This is a genomic window from Pseudoalteromonas sp. SG43-6, assembly GCF_014164365.1.
GTDB classification, from domain to species: Bacteria; Pseudomonadota; Gammaproteobacteria; order Enterobacterales; family Alteromonadaceae; genus Pseudoalteromonas; species Pseudoalteromonas rhizosphaerae.
This window is the reverse complement of the sequence record NZ_JACJEZ010000181.1, coordinates 1-380: the sequence shown is the minus strand read 5'-3', so window position 1 is coordinate 380 and position 380 is coordinate 1. Positions and strand designations below refer to the sequence as shown.

Sequence of the window (380 nt, the reverse complement as noted above, 5' to 3'; positions counted from 1 at the left end):
GCAAGCGGGGTCGGTACATCCACCGACCAACTGCCATCTGCAAGTACTGTCGCCGTTAAGGTTTGTATATCACCATTGGCATCGGTGACTGTAATGCTCACCAACCCACCTATTTCATCACTGCTGCCAGTGATGGTAGGCGTGCTGTCGTTGCTATCAGCCAACGGGTTGATATCAACCGTCGGTGCAAGAGTATCGATCACCCCACCATTTTCTGTGTCACTGGCGGTATTGCCGGCGGCATCGGTGACACTAGCATCAACAACAAAAGCGCCTTCTGCAAGCGGGGTCGGTACATCCACCGACCAACTGCCATCAGCCAACACAGTGGCAGTTAAGGTTTGTATATCGCCATTGGCATCGGTGACCGTAATGCTCAC

At 53.2% G+C, this 380-nt stretch carries 1 protein-coding gene; it reads right to left on the bottom strand.

Features of this window, described 5'->3' with window-relative positions; genetic code table 11:
• The coding region (locus tag H5201_RS22710; RefSeq protein ID WP_259399746.1) for an Ig-like domain-containing protein at positions 1 to 380 on the bottom strand (380 nt) is incomplete at both ends.